This is a genomic window from Rhodococcus sp. BH4 (genome assembly GCF_002079265.1).
Classification (GTDB): Bacteria; Actinomycetota; Actinomycetes; order Mycobacteriales; family Mycobacteriaceae; genus Rhodococcus_F; species Rhodococcus_F qingshengii.
In genome coordinates this window covers 4,418,911-4,439,686 of the sequence record NZ_CP014941.1, presented here as the reverse complement: position 1 = coordinate 4,439,686, position 20,776 = coordinate 4,418,911, and the positions used below count along the sequence as shown (strand labels likewise).

At 62.2% G+C, this 20,776-nt stretch carries 22 protein-coding genes; 14 read left to right on the top strand and 8 right to left on the bottom strand.

Annotated features, from left to right (window positions below; genetic code table 11):
- Nucleotides 1-16: 16 nt before the first annotated feature.
- The gene (locus A0W34_RS20270) at nt 17-1,138 is read right to left on the bottom strand and encodes a winged helix DNA-binding domain-containing protein (RefSeq protein ID WP_081558167.1); all 1,122 of its coding nucleotides are present in this window, start codon (nt 1,136-1,138) and stop codon (nt 17-19) included.
- 271 nt (nt 1,139-1,409) lie between these two features.
- On the opposite strand from A0W34_RS20270, the gene A0W34_RS33670 reads away from it, so the two are divergent.
- From A0W34_RS33670 to A0W34_RS20235, 8 genes are all read left to right on the top strand, one after another.
- Nucleotides 1,410-1,535 (top strand): hypothetical protein, encoded by a 126-nt coding sequence (locus tag A0W34_RS33670; protein WP_019744544.1) that lies wholly within the window; start codon nt 1,410-1,412, stop codon nt 1,533-1,535.
- 315 nt (nt 1,536-1,850) lie between these two features.
- Nucleotides 1,851-2,855 (top strand): alpha/beta hydrolase, encoded by a 1,005-nt coding sequence (locus A0W34_RS20265; protein WP_050656017.1) that lies wholly within the window; start codon nt 1,851-1,853, stop codon nt 2,853-2,855.
- The gene (locus A0W34_RS20260) at nt 2,852-3,838 is read left to right on the top strand and encodes an alpha/beta hydrolase (RefSeq protein WP_232329891.1); all 987 of its coding nucleotides are present in this window, start codon (nt 2,852-2,854) and stop codon (nt 3,836-3,838) included. The genes A0W34_RS20265 and A0W34_RS20260 overlap by 4 nt, the downstream gene beginning before the upstream one ends.
- Before the next feature lie 85 nt (nt 3,839-3,923).
- The gene (locus tag A0W34_RS20255) at nt 3,924-4,403 is read left to right on the top strand and encodes a VOC family protein (protein WP_007726307.1); all 480 of its coding nucleotides are present in this window, start codon (nt 3,924-3,926) and stop codon (nt 4,401-4,403) included.
- A gap of 109 nt (nt 4,404-4,512) precedes the next feature.
- Entirely contained in the window at nt 4,513-5,475 is a 963-nt protein-coding gene (locus tag A0W34_RS20250) for an ABC transporter substrate-binding protein (RefSeq protein ID WP_232329890.1), read from the top strand.
- Between the two features lie 168 nt (nt 5,476-5,643).
- Nucleotides 5,644-6,342 carry a CPBP family intramembrane glutamic endopeptidase gene (locus A0W34_RS20245; RefSeq protein WP_020908494.1) on the top strand — a complete coding sequence of 233 codons (699 nt, stop codon included), beginning with the start codon at nt 5,644-5,646 and terminating at the stop codon, nt 6,340-6,342.
- A gap of 69 nt (nt 6,343-6,411) precedes the next feature.
- A complete protein-coding gene (locus A0W34_RS20240) occupies nt 6,412-7,812 on the top strand; it encodes an amidohydrolase family protein (protein ID WP_081558165.1) in 1,401 nt (466 codons plus the stop codon).
- 1 nt (nt 7,813) lies between these two features.
- Nucleotides 7,814-8,755 carry an antibiotic biosynthesis monooxygenase gene (locus tag A0W34_RS20235; protein ID WP_081558164.1) on the top strand — a complete coding sequence of 314 codons (942 nt, stop codon included), beginning with the start codon at nt 7,814-7,816 and terminating at the stop codon, nt 8,753-8,755.
- Here A0W34_RS20235 and A0W34_RS20230 read toward each other — a convergent pair.
- Nucleotides 8,743-8,973, bottom strand: coding sequence for a PLD nuclease N-terminal domain-containing protein (locus tag A0W34_RS20230; RefSeq protein WP_007726301.1), 231 nt, complete (start codon nt 8,971-8,973; stop codon nt 8,743-8,745). The genes A0W34_RS20235 and A0W34_RS20230 overlap by 13 nt on opposite strands.
- An 876-nt stretch (nt 8,974-9,849) precedes the next feature.
- Here A0W34_RS20230 and A0W34_RS20225 point away from each other — a divergent pair.
- Complete coding sequence (locus A0W34_RS20225) at nt 9,850-10,632, top strand: DUF1906 domain-containing protein (RefSeq protein ID WP_030536231.1); 783 nt, start codon at nt 9,850-9,852, stop codon at nt 10,630-10,632.
- Here the strand turns inward: A0W34_RS20225 and A0W34_RS20220 are convergent.
- Both A0W34_RS20220 and A0W34_RS20215 read right to left on the bottom strand, forming a co-directional pair.
- Complete coding sequence (locus A0W34_RS20220) at nt 10,619-11,119, bottom strand: nuclear transport factor 2 family protein (protein WP_042920826.1); 501 nt, start codon at nt 11,117-11,119, stop codon at nt 10,619-10,621. The genes A0W34_RS20225 and A0W34_RS20220 overlap by 14 nt on opposite strands.
- Before the next feature lie 235 nt (nt 11,120-11,354).
- Nucleotides 11,355-12,785: an MFS transporter gene (locus tag A0W34_RS20215; protein ID WP_063316831.1), complete on the bottom strand. Its 1,431-nt coding sequence runs from the start codon at nt 12,783-12,785 to the stop codon at nt 11,355-11,357.
- An 85-nt stretch (nt 12,786-12,870) separates the two neighbouring features.
- Here A0W34_RS20215 and A0W34_RS20210 point away from each other — a divergent pair, with 85 nt between their 5' ends.
- On the top strand, nt 12,871-13,329 hold the full coding sequence (locus A0W34_RS20210) for a MarR family winged helix-turn-helix transcriptional regulator (protein WP_003945257.1): 459 nt from the start codon (nt 12,871-12,873) through the stop codon (nt 13,327-13,329).
- On the opposite strand, the gene A0W34_RS20205 is transcribed toward A0W34_RS20210, so the two are convergent.
- The 3 genes from A0W34_RS20205 to A0W34_RS20195 form a co-directional block, all read right to left on the bottom strand.
- Entirely contained in the window at nt 13,320-13,718 is a 399-nt protein-coding gene (locus A0W34_RS20205) for a hypothetical protein (protein WP_042448789.1), read from the bottom strand. The genes A0W34_RS20210 and A0W34_RS20205 overlap by 10 nt on opposite strands.
- Before the next feature lie 78 nt (nt 13,719-13,796).
- A complete protein-coding gene (locus A0W34_RS20200) occupies nt 13,797-14,540 on the bottom strand; it encodes an Rv1157c family protein (RefSeq protein ID WP_003945233.1) in 744 nt (247 codons plus the stop codon).
- Between the two features lie 271 nt (nt 14,541-14,811).
- On the bottom strand, nt 14,812-15,114 hold the full coding sequence (locus tag A0W34_RS20195; RefSeq protein WP_003945236.1) for a 4a-hydroxytetrahydrobiopterin dehydratase: 303 nt from the start codon (nt 15,112-15,114) through the stop codon (nt 14,812-14,814).
- A 16-nt stretch (nt 15,115-15,130) separates the two neighbouring features.
- Between A0W34_RS20195 and A0W34_RS20190 the strand changes: the two genes are divergently transcribed.
- Entirely contained in the window at nt 15,131-15,556 is a 426-nt protein-coding gene (locus A0W34_RS20190) for a (deoxy)nucleoside triphosphate pyrophosphohydrolase (RefSeq protein WP_007726279.1), read from the top strand.
- Here A0W34_RS20190 and A0W34_RS33220 read toward each other — a convergent pair.
- Nucleotides 15,534-15,710 (bottom strand): hypothetical protein, encoded by a 177-nt coding sequence (locus A0W34_RS33220; RefSeq protein WP_003945207.1) that lies wholly within the window; start codon nt 15,708-15,710, stop codon nt 15,534-15,536. The two genes, A0W34_RS20190 and A0W34_RS33220, sit on opposite strands and share 23 nt — an antisense overlap.
- A gap of 324 nt (nt 15,711-16,034) precedes the next feature.
- On the opposite strand from A0W34_RS33220, the gene typA reads away from it, so the two are divergent.
- The 3 genes from typA (at nt 16,035) to mshB (ending at nt 20,760) form a co-directional block, all read left to right on the top strand.
- The gene (typA, locus tag A0W34_RS20185) at nt 16,035-17,942 is read left to right on the top strand and encodes a translational GTPase TypA (protein ID WP_007726276.1); all 1,908 of its coding nucleotides are present in this window, start codon (nt 16,035-16,037) and stop codon (nt 17,940-17,942) included.
- 152 nt (nt 17,943-18,094) lie between these two features.
- On the top strand, nt 18,095-19,879 hold the full coding sequence (locus A0W34_RS20180) for an ABC transporter family substrate-binding protein (protein WP_030536226.1): 1,785 nt from the start codon (nt 18,095-18,097) through the stop codon (nt 19,877-19,879).
- A complete protein-coding gene (mshB, locus tag A0W34_RS20175; protein WP_081558163.1) occupies nt 19,876-20,760 on the top strand; it encodes an N-acetyl-1-D-myo-inositol-2-amino-2-deoxy-alpha-D-glucopyranoside deacetylase in 885 nt (294 codons plus the stop codon). The genes A0W34_RS20180 and mshB overlap by 4 nt, the downstream gene beginning before the upstream one ends.
- Nucleotides 20,761-20,776: the final 16 nt, after the last annotated feature.

The window sequence follows — 20,776 nt, the reverse complement described above, 5'->3', positions numbered from 1 at the left end:
GATGCCACTGGCTCGATCAAGATACTTCGACCAGTTCGGAGAGCTCGACGCCGCGAAATTCGGCAAGTATTTCGGCCTGCTCGGCCACTGCTGCGCGGGCCGATCGTGACAACGTTCCCCACGGGGTGATCGCGACCTTCAGCTTCTTTCCGGATGCTCGTGGTCGCCACAATCCGGTGATCGTGCCACCGACCACCACCGTGCCCGGTCGCCCGAGGGTCGGCCACACCGTCTTCTGGGCGGTCGGATCGGGAACCAGGGTCTCCCGATCCTTGAGCTGTACATACGGATCGAAAGGCCCGAGCAAGCGCGTACTCGAATCGCTGGGGGAGCCGAACAAGTCTTCGCGGTCCTGTTCGAGAATCCACCGCTTCTCGCCGTTCACCTCGATCTCCTCGGCATCGACTGGCCAGTGGGCTTTGACGTCCCTGACCGGAGCATCGAGAAACGACGCGACGTGAGCAGGAGTCGCGGGGCCGTAGAACCGCAGATAACCCCGGATCACGTCGAAGCGGGAATCTGCGTCTGCGCCCGTGGCGCTGAATGGGCGTCGGCGCCAACCCGGAATGCGTTCGAGCACTGGGGGAGATGTGTCCGGCTGTAGCTCGAGGCCTGCCTGGAGTGCCGCGAGCCGGAACGGCATCTCGTACAGATGAGTGGCATTGCACGGGCGGCAGAATCTCAGATAGGGCTCGGTGACCCGCGTGGTCAATTGCGCGGACATCTCGCCCTTGACGGTTGGTTTCGAGACGATGTCCCGCATCGCAGCAGCAACTGTTTGCAGGGCAGTCAGCGTCGGGATGCCGGCGGCCTTCAGGGGCCGATTCGCGTCGTAAATGCGCTTGGCTGCATCGGCTTCGCTGAACGGCGACGTGGCGGCGGCGACGGCAGGCAGGTCGCCCCGACGGTAATAGTGGGGGGCTCCGCGCAACGTCCAGGCAAGAGCGAGCTCAGTGGCGTCGACGCGGACGCCGCGGATCCGCAGGGCCCAGGCGGCTCCGTCAGGTCCGGTGTTCTGAATCCCGAGATCAAGAATGCTGCAATCGCTGTGATCGGCGTCACCGACAACCGCGCGGTCGAGTTGATGGCGGTGCCACCGGAAATTAGCTACCTGCGTGAGTGAGGTTGCGCTAGACATGATTTCAGTTTACTGGTGGGTAACCGCAGGATTTGGGGCGGTTGATCAATGCGGCGACAGAATTGGTCAAATTCGACCGATTGGCCGGAATTTTTTCAGTAGCAGACCTTATTAGTCGAAATAATGACCCCATTGTCGGAATCCTTTGCCAACTGGTCGTTCGTATGATTACTGTTACCCACGTCACGGATACATTACAGATGTGACGCAGCTGTCACAGCACTGTCGGGTGCTTTTGGCAGCTGACCTCTGACCTCTCAAGGAGATTCACATGGGTTCAATGGAAGGAATTCTCGGCGCTGTTGTTCAGGGCCTGGGATCACTGTTCAGCGCTGACGGTCTGCTCAAGACCTTCATGGGATCGGTAGAGACCATCTCCAAGGACCCCACCCCCTAATTCAGCGCGACATTGCCACGCCCGCTCCGGGTGTAGTTACTTCAATTTCGACAAACTGCAGGAGGAAACTCATGGGATCTCTCGGTGAAGCCATCGGAAGCGTCAACAACCTCGGTCAGCGTCTCGTCGACGCACTGACCACGCTCAGCGGCGGCACGGTTACGCCCAAGTAAGCGTCGTCTGACGAGAAAGGCTCACGCACTCGGTGCGTGAGCCTTTCCGTGTCGACCGGATCGAGTATTTCCGATCACGTCGGGTTTGCCTGTTTCAGGCGGTACCGTTCGAAAGGTTCCGCTGCCGAAGAGAGTGACCCGGATGATCGAGACTCGTGCGTTACGAACGGTTTTCCGTGTCTTCGTGGCGTTGGCCACGGCAGTGTGTGGGCTCCAGCTCCTCACCGCACCGGGTCACGCTCAGTCGGCGGACAGCAGGCTGGTCGACATCTCGGTGTACTCACAGTCGATGGGGCGCGACATTCCGTTGCAGGTCTTGCGGCCGGCTGATACTTCGACGCCTGCTCCGACGCTCTACCTACTCAACGGAGTAGACGGAGGAAAAGACGACGCGACGTGGTCGGTGCGGACCGACGCACCGAAGTTCTTCGCGGACAAGCACGTCAACGTGGTCACGCCTCTCGGTGGAGCATTCAGCTATTACACCGATTGGGAGCGGCCGGACCCCGGCCTCGCGAAATCCGGCAACAACAACGGGGTCAACATGTGGACCACGTTCCTGACGGAAGAACTACCGCCAGTCATTGATTCAATGTTCGCGACGACCGGCGAGAACGCACTGGCAGGCCTGTCGATGGCGGGCACGTCGGTACTGGATCTGGCTATGGCGGCGCCCGCGCTGTACAACAGTGTCGGGTCCTTCAGCGGGTGCGCGATGACGAGTCCGGGCATCGGGCAGAACTTCGTGAAACTCGTGGTCGCCGTGGGTGGGGGTGACGCGGAAAACATGTGGGGTCCGTACCATGGTCCGGGTTGGCCGGCTCACGATCCGGTTGTCAACGCGGACAAGCTACCTCGAGTCCCTATGTACATCACAACAGCAACCGGAATTCCGGGTCCGTACGACACACTTGCCGATCCGCGGATCGACAACGACGTCACAGATTTGGCGTTGCAACTTGTTCTCGGTGGCGGAATCGAGGCGGCAACTCACTACTGCACCACCCAGCTTGCGGACAGGACGAACGCATTGGGTATGAACAACATTCGCTACAACTTCAAGCCGGCAGGAACGCATTCATGGGGATACTGGGAAGACGACTTACACGACTCGTGGCCGATGATCGCCGCGTCGCTCGGCGTGTGAGGCCCCATCGAGCAAGCCTTCGAAGCGTCGTTCTCGTCGGCGCGCTCGCCTTGATTTCACTACTTGCGTTGCCCTCGACCGCGCTCGCCGACGAGACCCCGAAGATAACGAGTGTCACCGAACTGTCTTCGCGCTTGGTTCTTCTCGACGTCGCGAGTCCCGCCATGGGGCGCACCATGCAGGTGAAAGTGCTGCTTCCTGCCGACCGCTCGGAACCGCGCGGGACGCTGTATCTCCTGGACGGCAATTCCGGGCAGATCGAAGAGAACAACTGGCTGGCTCCGGCTAACGGCGATATCGTCCCGTTCTTTGCCGACAAAAACGTGAACGTCGTACTCCCCATCGGTGGAACCGGCACCATGTACACCGATTGGCAGGAAGACCACCCGAAATTCGGTCGTCTGAAGTGGGAGACGTTCCTGACGAAAGAGCTTCCCCCACTGATCGACACGAGGTTCGCCACCAACGGGCACAACGCAATCGGCGGGATTTCGATGGGCGCAGAAGCCGCGCTGATTCTGGCCCAGCGCTCAGCCAGGTTGTACGACGCGGTCGCCGGCTACAGCGGCTGCTACACAACTGTCGGGGGATTCGGCAAGGCGTTGACCGATCTTGTGGTGATCAACGGAAATGCCCGTTCGGAGCAGATGTGGGGTCCGGCCGGCAGTGAGGCTTGGCAAGAGCACGACATCTTCGCCAATGCCGACAAGCTGCGCGGCACCAAGGTGTATCTCGCCTCGGGATCGGGACTACCAGGTCCGCACGAAACTCTCGATACTCCTGCCCTGGGCCGGGTATTGGTCGTTGGCGGGGTCATGGAACTGGGATCGAACCTGTGCACCGACCAGATCACTCAGGTGTTGCGTGATCGCGGAGTCGATGTCACCCGCAGCGCTCAGCCGGTGGGGACGCACGGTTGGCCGTACTGGCGCGACGAACTCGTTCGTTCCTGGCCGATGCTCGAATCTGCGTTGTCCGCTTGAGCAGTTCCTGGCGATGAGTTTTCGTTTCGGGTCGGGTCTATAACCCTGTACACCTGTTTCGTAACCTCTCCGACAAGGACAGAACATGCCTTCCATCACTCCCTGTTTGTGGTTCGACAACCAAGCAGAAGAAGCAGCCAACTTCTACATCTCGGTGTTCGGTTCCGGGCAGATACTCGGAATCGAAAGGTACGTCGAGGGATCGCCCTCCGGAATGCCGGCAGGCTCGGTGATGACCGTCAGCTTCGAACTCGGCGGTCAGCGATTCACCGGATTGAACGGCGGACCGATGTTCACGTTCTCGGAAGCAGTGTCTTTCGAGATTCCGTGCGTCGATCAGGCTGAGGTCGATCATTACTGGTCCAGGCTGACCGAGGGTGGGGAAGAGGGCCCGTGCGGATGGGCCAAGGACAAGTTCGGATTGTCCTGGCAGGTAGTCCCGAATCGCCTTCTCGAACTGATGAAGGATCCGGATCGGGCCAAGGCGCAACGCGCCACGGACGCGATGATGAAGATGAAGAAGATCGACATCGCGGAGCTCGAACGGGCCGCAGACGCGTCCTGAACACGATCTGGCCGATGGGCGACAGCCTTCGTTACTGATGCTAGCCTTCCCTAATTCTCGCTGGAGCGTTGGAGGAGTGCTGGTAACCATGCGAATCAAAGTCTCTCGAATGAAGATTGCAGTCACCGCCTTGGCGGCCTCGCTCGCCGTCGCCGGACTTGCCGGCTGCAGCAGCGACAGCGCTGACGCACCCGCGGAGGCGGGAGCAACCGTCTCGACCATGTTCGGTGACGTCGAGGTCCCGGCCAACCCGGAGCGCGTCGTCGCGCTCGGTTGGTCGGACGCCGAGACGGCACTCGCTCTGGGCACTCAACCAGTGGGCGTCGCGGACTGGATGGCGTTCGGTGGCAAGGGCGTCGGACCCTGGATTGCGGACGAGTTCACCACGGACCCGAAGATCCTCGGAACCATGGACCTGAGCATCGAGGACGTCATTGCTCTCGACCCGGACCTGATTTTGTGGACGAGAAGCGACAACACGCAGGCCACCTACGACAAGCTCAGCGCCATCGCGCCGACGGTCGGGCCGCCGCCGGGTCTGTCCACTGCGTACGGGACGACGGTCGAGCAGCAGACCGAACTCGTCGCGAAGGCTCTCGGCAAGGAAGCAGAAGGAAAGGCGCTACTGTCCGGCCTCGACGCCAAGTTCGACGCTGCAATTGCCGCCAATCCGAGTTTTGCGGGTAAGACAGCGGCCGTCGGCGCCTACAGTACCGACGGTTACGGCGCGTACGTACCCGGCGACGCACGCGCAGACTTCATGACCCGTCTCGGCTTCACGATCCCGACGGCGATCACCGAAAAAGCCACCGGAAACTTCTACATCCCGGTTGCCAACGAGAACCTGAATCTGTTCGACGCCGACCTGACCGTGCTGTTCCCGATCTTCCTCGACAGCAGTGCGTTTGCGAACGATCCGCTACTGCGCGCAATCCCGTCGGCCCAGGAGGGACATCTGTTGATCCTCGATGACCCGGCACTCGTCAATGCGTTCTCGAGTGGCTCGGTACCGGGGTTGACCTACGCAATCGACAACGCCGTTCCGAAGTTTGCGAGCACGCTCGGCGCCTGATCAGAGGTGCTTCGGGACCTGCCCGTCACTGTGAGCGTGTTCGCAAACAGTGGCGGGCAGTTCTCGTGCGTCAGTACACTGGAAAAAGTGAACTTTCAGCTAACGAGCGGCGGCCCAGTGGAGATCGGTCCAGTGGAGATCGAAGCGACCGCTCCTCGTTTTCCGCGGATGCATGCATACGTGGATATCGCTGTTGTGATCGTGGTGCTGGTGGGAACCAATCTGATCGCGCATTTCACCACCGCCTGGGCAAGCATCGCGACGGTACCCATCTCTGCTCTCGTCCTGTTGGCGCTCACCAAGCGCCGGGGAATGGGGTGGGCGGAATTGGGGCTGTCCCCTCGTGACCTGCGGCGAGGTTCGAAGTACGCGCTTGCTGCCGTCGGCCTGGTGCTGACCGTTGTCGCCGTCGGCGCCCTGCTTCCGCTCACACGTCCTTTCTTCATGGCGGATCGCTACGCCACTATTTCCGGCGCGATCATCGCGTCGATGATCGTGATCCCGCTGCAGACCGTCATTCCCGAAGAGTTGGCTTTCCGTGGCGTCCTGCACGGCACGTTGAACCGGGTCAGTGGATTCCGCGGCGTCGCCGCTGCCGGTTCTCTGATGTTCGGACTGTGGCACATCGCGTCGTCGATGGGTTTGACCAGCGGTAACGAAGGGCTGTCCGGCTTTCTCGGTACCGGAGTCGTCGGCCAGGTCGCCGGCATCCTCGGAGCCGTTCTCGCCACCGCTGCGGCCGGTCTCGTATTCACCTGGCTTCGTCATCGCAGCGGCAGCCTCATTGCGCCGATTGCTCTGCATTGGTCGTTGAACGGTGCCGGTGCGCTGGCTGCGGCTCTTGTTTGGCATGCAACTCTTGCTTGATCCCAATATCTGACAAAAAGGACAGCATTCGCCGCGCGACGCCGGGTAGTTTTGTGCTTTGCTCAGTAAGTGACGCACCTTCATCGAGGCCATGTCTTCCACATTTCCGGTCGTCCGACGGTTGAGGATGCGGCGCAGTCGCTCGTCTCGATCCCCGACGGCGTCTTGGCGATCGACGATGCCGGAACGATCGTCTACTGCGGAGAATTCGAATCGCTCCCCGGAGACCTCGCGGGCGGCGAAATTCACGACCACCGACCGGGTTTCCTGCTGCCCGGATTCGTCGATGCACACATTCATTTCCCGCAGACCTACGCCGGCGACGCGTACGGCGGCGGCCAACTCCTCGAGTGGCTCGACCTGTGCGTCTTTCCCTCCGAATCGAGATTCGCTGATCCGGAATTCGCCCAGCACGCTGCCGAGGCCTTCTGCGCTCGCCGAATCGCCACGGGAACCACGGCCGCGATGGTGTTCGGATCGGCCTTCCCGCACGCGCAGGACGCCCTGTTCTCGGAAACTCTGAAACGCGGCCTTCGGGTGGTCAGCGGACGTGGGGTTCAGACCACCGGCCCGGCCTCCGCCGCCGCGCTGATCACCTCGGAAGAGGACGCGATCAGACTCACCCGCGAGGAGATCGACAAGTGGCACGCGGCCGACACCGGCGACGTGAACACTGCGCTCGTTCACGTCGCAGTGGTTCCCCGCTTCTCTCTCGCGGTGACAACACGGACGCTGAAGGATTTGGGGGAGTTGTACGACTCCGTCCGTGACCGGGGCGTCTACTTCCACAGTCATCTCAACGAGAACAATCGGCCCGGAACCGGCGAGGTGGCGACCACACTCGCCGAGTACGAGGTCGAGACCTATCTCGACACGTACGACGGCAAGTTCCTCCCCGGCTCACAGGTCGGCGGAAAGAGCTTCCTGGGTCCACGCGCGATACTCGCGCACTCGGTGCACTGCCAGGACTCCGAACTCGCACGAATGGCCGAGACCGGAACCTCGATCGCACATTGCCCTACGTCCCAGCAGTTTCTCGGCTCCGGCACCATGCCGTGGAAACGAACCGTTGCGTCAGGGGTCAACATCGCGATCGGATCGGACTTCGGTGGCGGCGACGAGTGCCTGCTCACCCGAGTCCTCGGCGACGCCTTCAAGGTTCACATCTCCGAAGCCGGAGACGACGGAGTGTCGATGCACCCTGCCGAACTGCTGTTCACCGGAACACTCGCCGGTGCTCGCGCGCTGGACATGGAGAACCGGATCGGCAACTTCGACGAGGGCAAAGAGGCCGACTTCCTGGTGATCGATCCGTCCGGGTGGCCGCCGCTCGCCGGGCTCGTCAACTACGGAACGCGTTCGGATGATCCGATACTCGCCCGCGACCAGACGCTCTTCGGGCTCCTGATGGCGATGCGCGAGCCCGCGATTGCGCACGTGTACGTGCAAGGGCGCCGGATATCGGGCTGACGTGTCCGCAACTGCCATCACCGGGTACCACCGAACGAGTTCGGGATTCCGGGCGTGGGTCGAGCGTGCGGCCGAGACCGCCGGTCGATTCGACGGCTACCTGAGCTGTGGCATCAGTGATCAACCGGAACCGGTGTCGCACGGCGTGTCCGTCACTTTCGACAGTGCCGACGATCTTCATCGTTGGCTGGAGTCGACTGATCGCCGCGATCTCGAAAGATCAGCTGCTGCAACGGGAATTCTGGCGCAGACGAGTGATCTCGTTCTGATCGACGGCGTGCTGCCGCCGCCCGGTATCGGTGTGTACGACCACGCCGTCGTCGTGGGTAAGGAGAACGAGTTTCTGCGAACGCAACGACACCTCATCGATCTCAGTTCGCGATTCTCCGGCTACGAGTCGGTGATGTTGTTGCGGTCGGTCACCGACTCCACCCAGTGGAAGTCCGTCCTTCGGTTTCGGACAGAGCAGCAGTTGGCGGTGTGGATGGCGTCGCCCCAGAGGGCCGCAGCACTACCGAAACTGCGGGCCGAGTTGGCCGAGGACTTCACCGAGACCACGCGGTCGACACCGTTCGGCACCATTCTGCGCACGGAGAACGGGCAGACTCGCGCGACGCCGAATTGGAAGACGGCGATGATCATCCTGCTCGTCCTCTATCCCACGGTGATGACGCTGTCGAGGTTTCTCGGGCCGCTGCTCGACGGGATCGGAGCGCCGCCGTGGCTGTCGATGTGGTTGAGCCAGATAGTCAGCGTCGGCGCCATGACGTGGTTCCTGATGCCGACGGTCACGAGATGGTTCCGTCATTGGCTGGACCCGGTCGACGGCGCCGTTCCCCGCACCAACTGGCGCGGCGTCGCAGCGGTAATTGCGGTGTACGCAGTGACTCTGACGCTCTTTGCGTCGGTGAAGTGGCTGCAGTTCTGGGACTACTTCGACTGAATCCGGCCTCGGCGGAAGTAGGTGAGTGGCCCGAAGAAGTTGACGAAGATGATCGCCGCCCACTTCTTCTTGCTGCCGTTGACCGTATTGGCAGGGCGTCGCGCCAGGTCTGTCCACGCGGCGATCGCCAACAGGGACTGAATCGTGGCGAGCACGGCGACGACGCGGCGTTGCGCGGGTGACAGCTCACTCCAGGACTTCTTCTTTGTGAGGTTCATGAACTCCACTGTGCCCTCGAACGTCCAATCGGTGTCGAGATCCGGTTGTTATCGGTGCCGGGAGTTCCTCAAATCAGTGTGAATAGCGTCACCATGATGACCGATAGGTACGGTCCCGCGGGCCGTCGGGCCGGTCGTTTTCGGCGTAAAGATCTCGCTAACTCGAACTGTGGCTGAATGTTTGCGCCCGCACTAAGCTCGCGTGGCTACATTGCCGCGGGGGATTTGGCCAATCTGCTGGTACGCCCTCTATCGGGAGCAACACCCATCCTGTTAAGTAAGGCTTGCCAATCTTGTGGTCGCCCTACAGGTTTGATGCTGTGCGGTTGCTGCTATCGGGAACGATGTTCGGAATACGTCAATAAATCGTCCTTAGGTGACAGTTTGATCACTGCCGGTGGGTGTTACCTGTGTGTATGTCCGCGCCCCGAAGGGGTCGAAATGTAACGTCCCGGACACATTTGGTGTCGCGGAAGTAACGGAAGGCCTCTACTCTTATCGCCAGCAGCCACTCACGTGGCGGCAATCCTCTGGACCGTATCTTCGACAGGAGCACATCGCATGAGCAGCGCAGAATTCTCGGATGCCTTCACCTTCCTCAACGACTTCTTCAGCAACGCGTCTGATCTCTTCAGCGCTCTGAGCTTCTTCACCTCGCTCAGCTGATAGCTTCCGGCCGCTAGGCCGACTCAGTGGCCCCCGAAGGCGATGCCTTCGGGGGCCACTGTTGTCTGTCAGGCGTCCAATTTGGTGACAATGTGAGCATTGTTGACCAAGTGCATGGCGGGGTTGATGTGACTGTGGTGGAATGCGAGCGAAAGAAGATAGCTTGCCTGCCCGCCACTTCGAGCGGGACACGCCGATGATCGGAGCTTTGTGCACGTCTCGCGAAGAAACCTCTTCAAGTACGCAGCGGCTGGATCGGCGGCTGCCGGACTCGCTGCATTGAGCGGTACGACGTCGGTGGCCAATGCCGGTTCGCTCGGGACCCTGCTCGATTACGCCGCCGGTGTGCCGTCCGCTCAGGCAATCAAGGCCGCCGGGTATGCGGGCGCCATTCGATACGTCTCGGACAGGCGCCCGGGCGCCGATTGGATGGTCGGCAAGCCCGTACTGGCTCGGGAAACCGACGCGTTGACCGCGGCCGGACTTCAAGTCGTTTCTTGCTATCAATTCGGCAAGGGCGGAACGGCGGACTGGCGCGGGGCCCGCGAAGCGGGCAAGCGTCATGCTGCCCGTGGCCTCGAACTACATGCGGCGGCTGGTGGGCCGTCCGGTCGGCCGATCTACGCGTCGATCGACGACAACCCGACCACTACTGAAATCACTACGCTGATCACGCCGTACCTCGAGGGGTGGGCCTCGGTTGTCGGCAACGGAGCGCTCGGCGTCTACGGAAACACTCGCGTGATCGACGCAATGATCAGTGCCGGCGTCGGAACCTGGTTCTGGCAGCACAACTGGGGCTCACCCGCAGGGTATGTGCACCCGCGGGCAAACCTGCATCAGTTCGAGATCGACAAGCGCAAGGTCGACGGCGTCGGCGTGGATCTGAACTCGATCCTCACTCGGGACTACGGGCAGTGGTCGTTGGCCGGTGCGGTCGGTCCGGCCCAGCCGGTCGGATCCTCGTTGCCGACAGGATCTATCGCACCATAGCGCCGAATTTGGCGAGCCAGGCCTTGGCGTCATCGGGGAGGGTGCCCGCCGCTTCCGCGGCGAGGCACCATGCTTTTGCCATCGACAGGAAGTTCATCGGGTTGTAGGCGTCTTCTTCGCGAGACCACAGTCCGTTGCCGGCGTAGTGCAGGATCGTGATGTTGGCGGCTCCGTGCTTGGATCCGTCACCCGGATCCTCCATCGGGTTGTCGATCTCGCACACGATCCATCCGCGCTGCTCGTCGATCACGAACCAGTTGGCCGGGAATTCGGTCATGCGGTGCCCCGGGAACTCCGTCATCGTGCGAGTGACCCACTTGCGTACGGCCTCTCGGCCATTGAGGGTGCCGAAAGCGTGTTCCACGTAGACGACGTCCTCGGTGAACATGTCCGCGAAGGCGTTCCAATCGCCGGAACGAGTGCACTCGACAACGGTGTTCTGGTAACCCGCGAAGGCGTCTTCGAGTTCGGTGCGTGTCCAGGTCATGAAAGGCTCCTCGGGTAGTCGTCGCCTCAAATTAGAACACGTTGCAGAATTGATTGTCGGCGATTCGATGCAGGAGGGTTCTGCGGTACCGTCGTTGGCGGGTCGGGGACCCGTTATGCGAGAGGGCACCACGTGGATATCATCATCAATTTCATCTACACACTTCTGTCGAAGTTGCAGACGGGCAGCATCGAAGGCTCTTCGGAGAAGTGAGTCCTCCGCCGGGTTGATTCCCCTACGAGACTTTCTGTTTGGGAATCAACCCGGCGAACACCATCGTCACGACGGCGGCGGCGATGGAGATCAGGAACGTGGCACGAAACGCCTCGAACGAGGGGATCACTGCGGTGCCGACGGTGATGGTCATTCCGGCCAGAACGACGCTCACGATCGCGGCAGACGTCGACGTGCCGATCGATCGCATCAGTGAGTTCAGTCCGTTCGCGGCTGCAGATTCCGTGATGGGGACTGCGCCCATGATCAAGGCCGGCATGGCCGAGTACGAGAGCCCGACGCCCGCTCCGATGAACATTCCGGCCACAGCGACCTGCCAGACGCTCGACACCGTGAAATATGCGAAGGCGTAACCCAATCCGATGACGAGGGCGCCGAGCATCAACGTGATTCGCGGGCCGCGCCAAGCCGAAATTCGAGCGGAGACGGGCGAGAGCGCCATCATGACGAGTCCGCCGGGGGCCAGTGCGAGTCCCGCTGCAACCATGGACAGTCCGAGTCCGTAACCGGTGGACGTCGGTGCCATGAGCAGTTGGGGGAGCGTCAGGGAATTGCCGTACATGGCAAAACCGACGGCGATCGACGCGAAGTTGGTGAAGAGAACTTGCGGCCGGGCCGATACGCGGAGGTCCACCAGCGGTGCGTTGCGTCGAAGTTCCCACCATCCCCACACCAGGAAGCTGAGCGCGGAAACCGCAAGGAGCCCCAGGGTTTTCGCGTCGCCCCATCCCCAGGTTCCGCCCTTGGTGATGGGGAGTAACAGGGTGATCAGACCAACGGTGAGGCCGAGCGCACCGACGAAGTCGAAACGTCCCGGGCGTCGTACGGTCGATTCGGGAATGACGAACGCAACCAGTGCGATGCAGATCAGCCCGAACGCTGCCGATGTGACGAAGAGGAAGTGCCAGTTGGCATTCTGGGCGATCACGGCGGCGATCGGCAGTCCGATCGCACCGCCGACGCCGAGGGTGGCGCTCATGACCGCCATGGCGCCGGCCACTTTCTTCGGTGGAAGAACGTCACGAATGATGGCTATGCCCAATGGAATTGCCCCGACCGATGCTCCTTGAAGTGCTCGGCCGACAACGAGCATGATCAGTGAAGGTGCGATCGCGCAGATGGCCGAGCCCAGAACGACCATCCCGAGACTGACCAGCAGCATTCGTTTCTTGCCGAACATGTCGCCGAGGCGCCCGCTGATCGGCGTGATCACCGCGGCGGCGAGGAGTGTTGCGGTGACCGCCCACGAGGTGTCGGCGGGAGTGGAGTTCAACAGGTGCGGCAATTGCGGAATGATGGGGACTACCAGCGTCTGCATCAAGGCGACGACGATTCCGCACAGTCCTAGAACGGTGAGCACTGGACCCGAGGATGCGTAGTTCGTGTCGGGGATTTTCTCGTCGACATTGGACGACCCTGCGTGAACGGACATGCGGCTCCCGCCATGGCGTGTTCTGATTGGTGCGTTCGCCCCAGTGTGCACGCTACACATCGTGTGTAGTCTGCACAATATGAGGATGGACCGGGACCCTGATCTGGTGAATATCGAGTACGAGTTGACTCTGCTCTCGCGTTACCACGCGCTCGCACAACGGGCCGAACTTCATCTGGACCGGTCGGCGTATCTACTGCTCGGTCGACTGGAATTGCAACATCCCATGAGCCTCAAGGAGCTCTCCTGCGCTTTCTCGCTCGACATCTCCACCATCAACCGGCAGATCGGCGCGCTGAGGCGTCAGGGCTTGGTGGAGCGAGTGGAGGATCCGGACGGAGGGCTCGCGCGAAAGGTCCGGCCGACGGCGCAGGGGCTGTCGAAACTTCGTGCTGATCGCGAACATTCGACAGCCGGTGTCGAAAAGGTCCTCCGCGAGTGGACGCCGGAGCAGCGTCTCGCGCTCGGTGACCTACTGCGGCAATTCAATACCTCGGTCGAAGCGCTGGAAGGCCGCGAATGGCCGCGACCGAATCAGGTCTGAGAGTGCGAGACGGATCGTAGTGAGCGGTCCGGATCGCTCGAATCCGATTCCGGCGCAATGACAACAAGTTTCGGGTGTTCTTCGGGGGCTGCATGATTTCCACGCCAGGAGAGCAGTGACCAACGTGAGAGACCGGACAGCGCGGACCCGAGACTGGCGAACGAGCCCGAACTCAGGACCGACGCCGTAGACCCGATGCTTCCGATCGAAAGAAAAGAGCCGACGCTACCGATCGACAGGATCGAGTACGCCGATCCGATCGAGAGAATGGACCCCTCGGATCGGATGGACAGTATCGATCGCGTCGACTTGTGTGACCGTATCGACTGGTCTGGGCCGGATTTCTTCTCTGGACGACCGTGCGTGATGTCCACTCGTAGATGTCCCATCTATCGGGTCTATCACGGTGATCGGAGATGCAAAAGGGACCCACCGAAATTCGGTGGGTCCCTTTCACAAGACTTCGATCAAGCTACCGCGAACATGCCCACGGTCGGAAGGAAGCTGCAGGTGATGCGATCTGCGCCTTCCGGCTGGGTGGTCAGCGAACCGCTGATCACCGAGAGAACGCGTCCGGGGCCGGTATCGGCGATAGCCGACAGAGTGGCTGGGCCGTCCGGGTTGATGCGTGCGGCGTTGGTCAAGTTCTGGGTGGCGCTGCGCTGGTTGTCGATGTTGACCCAGGTGACGGTCATCGGCACCGGCTGGTCGTCGACGGCGGGAGCCGTACCGAGAGCGGTGAAGACGAATCCAGCCTGACCGGCAGCGGGACCGGGAGGAGGCAGGTGAGCCGGGCCGGGAACGGCAAGTGCGGTTCCGACCGAATCGGCGGTGGCCGAGATGCAGCCCTTGCCAAGCGTCGGGTAGAGGAACTGCGCGATGACGGGGGCGTTCTCGTCCGGGATCGCCGGTCCGCCGCCGCCGCTGCCGTCGAGGAAGGTGATGACCTTCTCGAGGGTGGCCTTGATCTCGGGCGGAATGCCTGGGGAGTTCAGGATCGCGCGAGCCTGGTCGAGCAACGCTTGCTGCGGTCCGCCTGCAACATCGGCCGGACCTGCGGCGGCGCCGATGATGGCGGGCGCAAACGATGCGAGGAACTCGATCGGCACACTTTCGGGTGCGGGCGGTGCTGCCGGATCGGCCATTGCCTGTGCCGGCAATGCCAGTCCTGCTACTGCGGCAATAGCGACGGCGGTGAACGCCTTTCGCATACCTCGGGTTCGAAGCACTGTTTCCCCATCCTTAGTCATACCGCGCGGGCGCCTAGGCGAGCTCCGCGTTTGACGGCTCGAGGGGTCACTCTATGTACAGAGCCCCCGGGTTGTACAGCTGTTCAGTTGCTGAGCAGCTACGCACCGGGGGGAGTCTATGGCATGACCGGCCTCGATCGTGATTTACGGCGACCATACCTGTGACTGAAGTGATCTATGTGAAAGTTGATGCAACTGTTACGTCAGATTGCGAGGTTTGTTCACTCGAAGATCAGTCGAAACGGACCGAATCGTCGACGAGTACGTCAATTCGACGGGCAAGGTCGAAGTCCAGTTCCGTGAGACCGCCCGCCGAGTGTGTCGAAAGCGTGTACGTGACCTTTCGCCAGCGAACGTCGATGTCGGGATGATGATCCGCGGCCTCGGCGACTGCCGCGATGCGTTGAAGAAGCGCGATGGCGTCCGGGAATGTCGCGGAGTCGACCGTGCGAGTGATCGACCCTGGCGACAGTTGCCAGGCGGGCAGTTCGTCGAGAGCGTTTTGGATCGCGGAGTCGGACAACAAAGTGGCCATACTCCATCATGGTGCGATGAGTGATGCACCTGCAAGGGATCGGGAAGTTGTCGCCGGTGCGATCTTCCGCGAGGGAAGGCTGCTCCTCGCGCAGCGGACGAGTCCGCCGGCTTTGGCCGGTCGTTGGGAGCTGCCGGGCGGGAAGGTCGAAGAATTCGAATCGCCACAGAACGCGTTGGCGCGGGAGCTGCTCGAGGAACTGGCGGTCGAGGTGAGATGCGGCGCCAGAATCGGTGTCGACGTGCCACTGTCGCCGGGGTTGGTCCTGCGGGCCTACCGGGCGGAGTTGGTGTCGGGAGAACCGGTCGCGCTCGACCATGCTCAATTGACATGGGTCGACGCCGAAGAACTGTTGTCGATGGATCTGGTGGACAACGATCGAGCCTGGATCCCCGAGTTACTCGCGGAATTGAGCGCGCTTACGCCGCACGAGCCTTCTTGAGACCCGCTTTCAGTTCCTTCTTGGATGCGCCCTCGTTCTCGAGCTTCTTCATCCGCATGATGACGACGGGACACTTGATGCACCGCGTCTTCTTGCGGCAGCACTTCTTCTTCGGCTTGAGCTGCGAGACCTTGCTTGCCTTGACTTTTCCCATGTGACGCTGCGGCTTTCCTGTTTCACTACGGCGGAGAGCCCGCTCTTGGAACGAGGTTAGCGTACCCTCAAATGACCTGTTTCTCCAGGTCGTAATCCTACGCGCATCGGCGTGGTGCAGATCACTATTCGCTGGTGGGGGCGGTGATAGAGGCCGCACAATGCAGGAGTATCAGCCCGGAGCGAGTAGTATTTACTAGGCCGCGGTGCCTTCTCAGGCGATTCGTGCCCTGATTCGGATCACACACTCGTGCAGCGGCCACCAGAAGAGCCGTGCGACTTGACTTTCGCGTGGCCGAATCAACTCAGCCAGGAGAGCCATCGCGTGACCATCACCAGCTTCCGTAACGTTGCCATCGTCGCACACGTCGACCACGGCAAGACCACCCTCGTCGACGCCATGCTTCGTCAGTCCGGCGCGTTCGAGGAGCGCGCCGAGCTGGTCGATCGCGTTATGGACTCCGGCGACCTCGAACGCGAGAAGGGCATCACCATTCTCGCGAAGAACACCGCAGTACATAAGGTCAACGAAGACGGTTCCATCACCGTCATCAACGTCATCGACACCCCCGGCCACGCCGACTTCGGTGGCGAGGTCGAGCGCGGCCTGTCCATGGTCGACGGCGTCGTCCTGCTCGTCGATGCTTCCGAGGGACCCCTGCCGCAGACGCGTTTCGTGCTGCGCAAGGCACTCGCCGCTTCGCTGCCCGTCATCCTGGTCGTCAACAAGACGGACCGCCCCGACGCCCGCATCGAAGAGGTTGTCACCGAGGCTCAGGACCTGCTCCTCGACCTCGCATCGGACCTGTCCGACGAGGCCGCCGAAGCCGCTGAGCTCGCACTCGAACTTCCCGTCCTCTACGCGTCCGGTCGCGAAGGCAAGGCATCGACCGTGCAGCCCGAGAACGGCAAGGCTCCCGACGCCGAGGACCTCACCGCACTCTTCCAGGTGCTGATGGAGTACGTCCCCGCGCCGAAGGGCTCGGTCGACGCACCGCTGCAGGCTCACGTCACCAACCTCGACGCATCCGCATTCCTCGGTCGCCTCGCACTCGTTCGCATCCACAACGGCGAGCTGCGCAAGGGCCAGACCGTGTCCTGGTGCCGCGAGGTCGACGGCGAGCCCGTCGTCACGAAGACCAAGATCACCGAACTCCTCACGACCATCGGTGTCGAGCGCGTTCCCGGTGAGGTCGCCGTCGCCGGTGACATCTGCGCCGTCGCAGGATTCCCGGACATCATGATCGGCGACACCCTCGCTGATCTGGAGAACCCGGTCGCACTGCCCCGCATCACCGTCGACCAGCCGGCAATCTCGGTCACGATCGGCACCAACACGTCACCGCTCGTCGGTCGCGTCAAGGGTCACAAGCTGACTGCACGCATGGTCAAGTCCCGCCTGGACCAGGAGCTCGTCGGTAACGTCTCGCTCAAGGTCCTCGACATCGGTCGCCCCGATGCGTGGGAGGTCCAGGGTCGTGGAGAGCTCGCACTCGCCATCCTCGTCGAACAGATGCGTCGTGAGGGCTTCGAACTCACCGTCGGTAAGCCGCAGGTTGTCACGCAGCTCGTCGACGGCAAGGTTCACGAGCCTTTCGAAGAGCTGACCATCGACAGCCCCGAGGAGTACCTCGGCGCCATCACGCAGCTCCTGGCCAACCGCAAGGGCAAGATGGTCCAGATGTCGAACCACGGCGCAGGCTGGGTTCGCATGGAGTTCATCGTTCCTTCGCGTGGCCTCATCGGCTTCCGCACGGACTTCCTCACGGAAACCCGCGGAACCGGTATCGCCAACGCCGTGTTCGACGGATACGGCCCGTGGGCCGGCGAGATCCGTGCGCGCCACACCGGCTCGCTCGTCTCGGACCGCTCCGGCACGGTGACGCCGTTCGCCATGATCCAGTTGGCCGACCGCGGAACCTTCTTCGTCGAGCCCGGCGCAGACACCTACGAGGGACACGTCGTCGGTATCAACCCGCGTCAGGAAGACCTCGACATCAACGTCACTCGCGAGAAGAAGCTGACCAACATGCGTCAGTCGTCCGCAGACGTGATGGAGACCCTCGCAAAGCCGATCAAGCTCGAACTCGAAGCAGCGATGGAGTTCTGCTCCAGCGACGAGTGCGTCGAGGTCACCCCGGAGGACGTTCGCGTCCGCAAGGTGCACCTCAACGCAACCGAGCGCGCTCGCGAGCGTTCACGTAGCAAGGCACGCGACAAGGCTGCTCTGTAGTCTTTCGTCGGTTACAACCTGACAGGCGGATGTGCCTTTCAGCCGAGTTTTCGGCGGAAAGGTACATTCGCCTTCATGGTTTCCAGGCGAAAGATCTGCCAGGGAATCGAGTTGCAAAGGGGCGACGCGGCCCCGTACGGAAGGAATTGTCTGTGGCCTCAGGACGTCGCTACCTGGCGTTGGCAGTGGCAGTGACGGCGTTGTCACTGACTGCATGTACAGCCGATCCGCCGCCTCCGGTCGAGAGCACCGAAACCGTCAAGCCCACACCGACTCCGGTCGTTCCGGCGATGAAGCAGGTCACTGTGGCAATCGACGAGGTGGGAGGCGGATTCAACCCGCACCTGCTCGCGGATCAGTCGCCGGTCAACTCCGCAGTCGGCAACCTCGTACTGCCCAGTGCGTTTCGCCCGATCAATTCGCCCACACAACCTGGCGCGACGGAGTGGGCGATCGACGATTCTTTCCTCGTTTCCGCTGAAGTGACGTCGGAGGCCCCGTTCACGATTCGCTACCAACTGCGCAACGAAGCCCAATGGTCGGACGGCGCTCCCATTGCGGCAGAAGACTTTCGCTACCTGTGGCAGCAGATGATCTCGGTTCCCGGTGTGGTCAATCCCGCGGGCTATCAGATGATCGACGACGTGAACTCGTCCGGCGGCGGCAAAACGGTCAACGTCGTGATGCGTGCGCCGTATCCGGCATGGCGAGAGTTGTTCACCGATATTCTTCCGTCCCACCTGATCAAGGACACTCCCGGCGGTTTCAGCACCGGCCTGAGTGAGGGGATTCCGGTGTCGGGAGCCCACTTTCACGTGCGCTCGGTCGACCGCGGCCGGGACGAAATCGTGCTCGAACGCAACGACCGATTCTGGGGCAAGCCTTCAGACCCGGATCAGATAGTTCTGCGACGCGGAGGAACGGCTGCACAGTTGGCGGATGCGCTGCGTACCGACGATGCCCAAGTGGCGCAGGTTCATTCGGGTAGTGCCACGGATATTCAGCTGTCTGCAATCCCGGGTGTCAGGACGGCATTCTCCTACGTTCCGCGCACTCTCGACATCAACGTGAACGGGCGAAGCAAGAACTTCGCAGATGTTCGGGTGCGTAAAGGTGTTCTGGGACTGCTCGATCCGGACCTGCTCGCCGTGGTGGCGGCAGGGAGTGAATCGGCGTCCGCCCCGGTGAAAGCTCAGATCCTCGCTCCGTCGGATCCGGGATATGCGCCCACCGCGCCGCCGAAACCGACCAGGGAGCAGGCGCTGGGCGAGCTGACTGCAGCCGGCTACCTGACGGCACCGCCCACCGGAATCGTCACGGGCACTGGAACGGTCGGATCGATCGTCCGTGACGGCGCCCAGTTGACACTGCTGATCGGCGCTCCCGAAAACGACGACATCGCGATCGCCGTGGCAAACACCGCTGCCGACGAATTGCGTGACGTGGGAATCCTGGCGACCGTCGAATCGGTGGCGCCGGAGGAACTCTACGGCGAGGACCTGACGACAGGACGCGTCGACATGATCGTCGGTTGGAGCCGGGCAGGCGCCGACACGGCCACTTCGCTGGCCTCGCGGTTCAGTTGCCCGAGCGCACCTTCCACTCCGGCAACAAGTTCGGCAGTGCCCGCACCGACGCCGTCGCAGACACCGGAGCCCATCCGAACGACAAGCGTCGAGGCTCCGAGCAACCTGTCCGGGCTGTGTGATCCGGCGTTGCAAGGTCGGATCGACGAAGCGCTCAGTGGCATCGGGGATCTGGGGTCGTTGATCGCCGATGCGGAACCCAAGCTGTGGGATCTTGCGGCGGTTTTGCCGATCGTGCAGAGCCGAGCGCTGGTCGCGGTCGGGACCGGAGTCGAGGGCGTGGTCCTCGACGGGCCGGTGCAGGTGGGGATATTCGGAAACGCTACGGACTGGGTGAGGGTGGAAAAGTGACCGCGTCGGCGAAGCGACTTCTGTTGGTACACGCACATCCGGACGACGAAACGATCACCACCGGTGGCACCATCGCGCGATACGCGTCCGAAGGCGTTGAGGTCACAGTCCTCACCTGCACGTTGGGGGAGGAAGGCGAAGTGATCGGTGATGCGTGGGCCGGGCTCGTGGCTTCCGAGGCCGATCAACTCGGTGGCTACCGGATCGCGGAACTGAGCGCTGCTTTGTCGGCTTTGGGCAGTGCCGCTCCTCGCTTCCTCGCCGGTGCCGGTCGGTATCGCGACTCCGGAATGATCGGCACACCTTCGGCCGCCAATCCCCGTGCTTTTGTCAATGCTCGACTCGACGAAGCAGTTGGCGCGGTGGTCGCCGTCATTCGTGAGATTCGGCCGCACGTCGTGATCACGTACGACCCCAACGGCGGCTACGGGCACCCGGATCACATCCAGGCGCACGCGATCACGACAGCGGCGGTCGAAGCTGCAGGAACGACCGCGTATCCCGAGACCGGCGAGCCGTGGTCGACTCCGAAGTTCTACTGGACCGTAGCCGAGCGCAGCGGACTCGAACGCGGCATCGCGGCGATTTCCGAGTTCCCGGAGAACTGGCGCCTGCCCGAGCCCGGGGAATTGCCGAGTATCGAGGACGCAGACGTGACGACGGCAATCGACGTTCGAGGCGTCATCGATGCGAAGGCGAGGGCATTGAGCGCCCACGCCACTCAGGTGACGGTAGCCCCGAGCCGAGCCGAGTTCGCATTGTCGAACAACGTGGTCCAACCGATCCTGACGGTCGAGCATTTCGTATTGGCCGCCGGCGCGCTCGGTCCGGTGGGTGAGGACGGCCGCGAGCGCGATCTGTTCGGCGGGCTGCACAGCTGACCTGGGCGTCGGCTCA